Source organism: Vibrio sp. 10N.222.48.A3 (assembly GCF_041475345.1).
Classification (GTDB): domain Bacteria; phylum Pseudomonadota; class Gammaproteobacteria; order Enterobacterales; family Vibrionaceae; genus Vibrio; species Vibrio tasmaniensis_A.
The window spans coordinates 1-5,069 of the sequence record NZ_JBFRVX010001018.1 but is presented as its reverse complement, the minus strand read 5'-3'; the positions used below and the strand labels follow the sequence as shown (position 1 = coordinate 5,069).

The 5,069-nt window shown below is 42.0% G+C and carries 6 protein-coding genes; 2 read left to right on the top strand and 4 right to left on the bottom strand.

Going from position 1 to position 5,069, the window contains the following annotated elements; genetic code table 11:
• The coding region (locus tag AB4653_RS23145) for a DUF3465 domain-containing protein (protein WP_372105418.1) at positions 1–173 on the bottom strand (173 nt) is incomplete at its 3' end.
• Positions 174–655: 482 nt separating this feature from the next.
• Here AB4653_RS23145 and AB4653_RS23140 point away from each other — a divergent pair.
• Together AB4653_RS23140 and AB4653_RS23135 are read left to right on the top strand one after the other, a co-directional pair.
• Entirely contained in the window at positions 656–847 is a 192-nt protein-coding gene (locus AB4653_RS23140; protein WP_009847119.1) for a hypothetical protein, read from the top strand.
• A gap of 212 nt (positions 848–1,059) precedes the next feature.
• Positions 1,060–1,479, top strand: a complete 420-nt coding sequence (locus tag AB4653_RS23135; protein ID WP_017097344.1) for a BLUF domain-containing protein — start codon at positions 1,060–1,062, stop codon at positions 1,477–1,479.
• 93 nt (positions 1,480–1,572) lie between these two features.
• Here AB4653_RS23135 and nrdF read toward each other — a convergent pair whose 3' ends face one another.
• From nrdF to nrdI, 3 genes are all read right to left on the bottom strand, one after another.
• A complete protein-coding gene (gene nrdF / locus AB4653_RS23130) occupies positions 1,573–2,544 on the bottom strand; it encodes a class 1b ribonucleoside-diphosphate reductase subunit beta (RefSeq protein WP_017097343.1) in 972 nt (323 codons plus the stop codon).
• A 16-nt stretch (positions 2,545–2,560) separates the two neighbouring features.
• Positions 2,561–4,693 (bottom strand): class 1b ribonucleoside-diphosphate reductase subunit alpha, encoded by a 2,133-nt coding sequence (gene nrdE / locus AB4653_RS23125; RefSeq protein WP_102258317.1) that lies wholly within the window; start codon positions 4,691–4,693, stop codon positions 2,561–2,563.
• Positions 4,686–5,069: class Ib ribonucleoside-diphosphate reductase assembly flavoprotein NrdI (gene nrdI / locus AB4653_RS23120; protein ID WP_137002659.1), on the bottom strand; the 384-nt coding region annotated here is incomplete at its 5' end. The genes nrdI and nrdE, both read right to left, overlap by 8 nt.

Sequence of the window (5,069 nt, the reverse complement as noted above, 5' to 3'; positions counted from 1 at the left end):
TGTCGAGAGCCTTTATTATCGTCTGGAAGTAATCGTGAAACTAAACCCGACCCACGTACTTGAACATCACTTTTGTGATTTTGGTAAGCTTGCTTAAGTCGCGCATCATTGGCCTGAACATGGCTGACACCAAAGCAGAGCAATACCAAAAATAGAGTAATAAACTTTTTCATTCCCTTCACTGCTTTCGTTTCCCTTATTAATTATTTATTTAGGCTACTCACTAAGTATTCATTGCGACAAAAATAGCATAAGTACCGCAACTAACGATTCATTAAAATCAAACTTATTTAATAATTACTCTTGGATTCAAATGCGTAGTACAACACTACTTTGACATTCAACATTTCAATAAAAAGAAGCTTCATTAGGTGACTGACTCTCCACAAATCGATGCGAACCCCTGTGTTTTGTAACCACTTATTACATTGAATTTTTTAAATAAATCCCTACCCAAAAGTATACTGAACGGTGGTCACATTACACAATACTTATCATAGGTAATACGACCATCTACCCTCTTATTCATCACATTTTGGAATGCCAAAATCATTCAATTGAACTCATCAACACAGCTTATTGATTAAGCAATTGAACTCATAACGTAGACCCTGTACGCTTACACTATGCACACGGTTACTTAATGGAGATCACAATGAACGAACTACTGACAAGCGCCATGGAACAGAAACAACGAACAACAGTGACCAGTTTATTCGCAAGGAATGGATTTAAAATCGCAGCCACTGATTTTGATGATGTGACTTTCGAACGTGAAAGCGTATTGGTCAATGTACGATTCGATGCATCTTCCAACGTCGAATCGATTTCGGTTCTCAACGACTAACGAGAGACTCGATGCAAGCAGGTCGCTAGAATGATTGAATGAACAACATTCGGCTCATTTTAGCGCATCTTGCTAGCTGTCCTTTGCTACTTCATCCCCATCCTCTTCTCTTCCAAAAGCCACCGAGTGACAATTAGGCCAATAACTCGCAATTCCATGAGCTTGGCTTATATTTATTAATACCCTTTGAACAAAAATTCGAAATGATGCCTATGTTCCTAACTCGGTTAATTTATGTCAGTACACTTTCCGAATGTTGTGATTCCAAAGCACTGGATGAAATACTCACTATCTCGCGAGACCACAATCGGCAGAGCCATCTAACAGGGCTTCTCAGTCATAATCAAAAGTACTTTCTTCAATGCATTGAAGGTTCTAGGGAGGCGGTAAACCATACCTACAATCACATCCTAAACGATAAGCGGCACGAGAGAGTGACCATACTGTATTTTAAAGAAGTTGATTGTCGAGAGTTTGGAGATTGGTCGATGGGAGACATTCCGCAGTCTAATTTGACTGAACTGTTGAACTTACAATTTTCGACTTCGGATCAATTTAACCCATACGAAATGTCTGGCGAAAGTGCTTATAAAATGCTTTTAGAGTTAAAGCAAAATTTGCCGTCTGAGTGACCGAATTTTCAAACGGCTGGCCTTAGAACGATGATGTCGATTCAGGGGTAAGTAATCCTCTTTCAAGCCCGAGTTCATACTCGGGCTATTCGTTCAAAAATCCCAGTCATCGTCTTCGGTAGCGACAGCTTTACCTATGACATAAGAAGATCCTGAACCAGAAAAGAAGTCATGATTTTCGTCAGCATTGGGCGACAGGGCGGCCATGATAGCAGGGTTAACCTGACAGAGTTCATCAGGGAACAGTGCTTCAAACCCCAAATTCATCAACGCTTTGTTAGCGTTATAATGTAGGAAGTGCTTCACATCTTCAGTTAAGCCAACAGGATCATAAAGCGATTCGGTATATTGTGTTTCGATTTCATAAAGAGAGAACATTAATGAATAAGCTTCATCCTTAACTCTCGCCTGTTCTTCCTCACTAAGAGATTGGTAGGCGAGCTGAAATTTGTATCCAATGTAGTAACCATGAATCGCCTCATCACGAATAATCAGACGGATCAAATCCGCTGTATTGGTCAGTTTAGCCCGACTCGACCAATGCATGGGTAGATAAAACCCAGAATAGAATAAGAAACTCTCTAGAAAAACACTGGCCACTTTTTTCTTTAGCGGATCGCCTTCAGCCAAATAATCATCGAGGACAATCTGTGCTTTTTTCTGTAACAGAGGGTTCTCTTCAGCCCAGCGAAACGCTTCATCAATTTGCGGCGTAGTACACAAAGTTGAGAAGACCGAAGAGTAGCTACGAGCATGAACGGCTTCCATAAAAGCGATGTTAGTTAATACCGCTTCTTCATGAGGTGTTCTCGCATCTTCCATCAAGGCTGGCGCACCCACCGTATTCTGAATCGTGTCGAGTAACGTTAAACCGGTAAAAACTCTAATCGTTAGCGTTTGCTCTTCTTCAGTTAGTTGCTTCCATGTTTGAATATCATTGGATAAAGGTACCTTTTCAGGCAGCCAAAAATTAACCGTCAGGCGATTCCAAATCTCTAGATCTTTGCCATCAATCATACGATTCCAGTTAATCGCTTGAACAGGTCCGGATTCCATCTTTTTCATTGCGTTTATCCCTTTATTACAGTGAGCACGACACGCACCCTTCGACTTGAGTACCTTCTAATGCTTTCTGTCGCATTCGGATGTAGTAAAGCGTTTTAATTTTCTTTTTCCATGCGTAGATCTGAGCTTTGTTGATATCTCTCGTCGTTACCTCATCGTCAAAAAACAAAGTTAATGAAAGGCCTTGATCAACATGTTCAGTGGCCGCTGCATAAACATCGATTATTGCCTTAGGGCCTATGGAAAAAGCGTCACGAAAATACTCTAAATTGGAGTTATTCAAATACGGCGCAGGGAAGTAAACTCGCCCAATTTTACCCTCTTTTCTTATCTCCACTTTAGCGGTAACGGGATGAATAGAAGCGGTAGAGTCGTTGATATAGCTAATTGAGCCTGTAGGAGGAATGGCCTGTAAGTATCGGTTGTATAGCCCTGAGCTCATGACGAGTTGTTTCAATTCGTTCCACTCAGACACGGTGGGTATTCGTATATCTAAACGGCTAAAGAGATCTTGGACCACGTCCAATTTTGGCGAGAAATCCTGCTGCAAATATTTGTCGAAGAAAGACCCATCACTGTAACTAGAATCTTCGAACCCTTTGAACGTACTCTTTTTCTCTTGTGCCAACTTATTGGAAGCCACGAGACAGTGATATAAAACACAGGCAAAATAACTGCTGGTGAAATCAATGGCCTCTGGTGAATCATAGTGAATGCGTTCTCTAGCCAAAAACCCATGCAAGTTCATCTGACCTAAACCAATAGCATGACTTTCATCGTTGCCCTTTCTTATCGAAGGAACACTGTTGATTGCGCTCATCTCTGACACTGCATTTAATGCTCGAATTGCGGTGTCAACGGTTTGAGATAGTCGACCTCCATCCAAGGCTTTAGCAATATTGATCGAGCCTAAATTGCACGAAATATCTCGCCCGACATGACTATAGTTCAAGTCGTCATCATAATTTGACGCCTCGTTGACCTGCAATATTTCAGAACACAAGTTAGACATATTTACACGCCCCTGAATGGGGTTAGCCTGATTAACCGTATCTTCGAACATAATGTATGGATAGCCCGACTCAAATTGGATCTCGGCAAGCGTTTGGAAAAGCCCTCTTGCACTCATTTTCCCTTTGCGGATCCTCGGGTCATCCACCATTTCATGGTACTTCTCCGTCACGCAAATTTCAGAGAAAGGTACGCCATACACTCGCTCAACATCATGAGGAGAAAACAAGTACATATCTTTGTTTTGCTTGGCTAATTCCAGAGTAATATCGGGAATGACAACACCAAGGCTCAAGGTCTTAATTCTGATTTTTTCATCGGCATTTTCTCTTTTCGTATCAAGAAATTGCATGATGTCTGGATGGTGAACATTAAGATAGACAGCACCCGCGCCTTGCCTAGACCCCAATTGGTTTGCATACGAGAAACTGTCTTCAAGCAATTTCATCACAGGGACGACACCTGAACTTTGATTTAAGATCCCCTTAATGGGCGCACCTTGCTCTCTTAAGTTCGTCAGAAGTAAAGCAACACCACCGCCACGACGTGAGAGTTGCAACGATGAGTTAATCGCACGACCGATGCTCTCCATATTGTCTTCGATTCTCAACAAAAAGCAGGAGATCAATTCACCACGGCTCTTTTTACCGGAGTTAATAAAAGTGGGCGTAGCCGGTTGAAAGCGTTGATGAATGATTTCTTCCATTAGTGCCAGTGCAAATTCACAGTCACCACGAGCCAGTAACAGCGCAGTCATAACCACTCGGTCTTCGAACCTTTCTAAATATCGCTTACCATCACGAGTTTTCAGTGCATAGGAAGTAAAAAACTTATAAGCACCTAAGAACGTGCGGAATCGAAATTTGGCTTGATAGGCGTTTGCCCAGATTTGATGAAGAAAACTGCGATCATATTGCTCAATAACTTGAGCCTCGTAATACCCCTCTCTAAGCAAATAGTCGATCTTCTCGTCTAAATTATGAAAGAAAACGGTATTTTGATTAACGTGTTGTAAGAAAAACTGTCGAGCCGCTTGCTTGTCTGCCTCAAACTGAATCGTCCCTTGTTCATCAAGTAGATTCAACATTGCGTTTAAAGCATGGTAGTCAAGGGACTCGTTCTCAAAGTGGTTATCCATGATGTTTCCAAAATTGTTCTAACCCATTTGTCACGATATCAATATCGCTCTGGGTTCCAGATAGTTCGAAACGATACAACAGCGGCACATTGCATTTTTCAGCGACAATGGCACCTCCGCGAGCAAAAAGAGCTCCAAAGTTTCGATTTCCCGATGCAATCACACCTTTAATCAATGCTCGATTATTCGGGTTATTCAATAGACTTATAACGGAGTTAGGCACAGCTCCTCGCCCCTCACCATCGGCATAAGTCGGGCATATAAGTACGAATGGTTGCTCAATCTCTAGCGCCCTTTCATTGGCCTCAGTAGGAAGCCTAATCGCAGGTAATCCTAGCTGTTCGACAAATCGCTTCGTATTCCCGGAAGCGCTAGA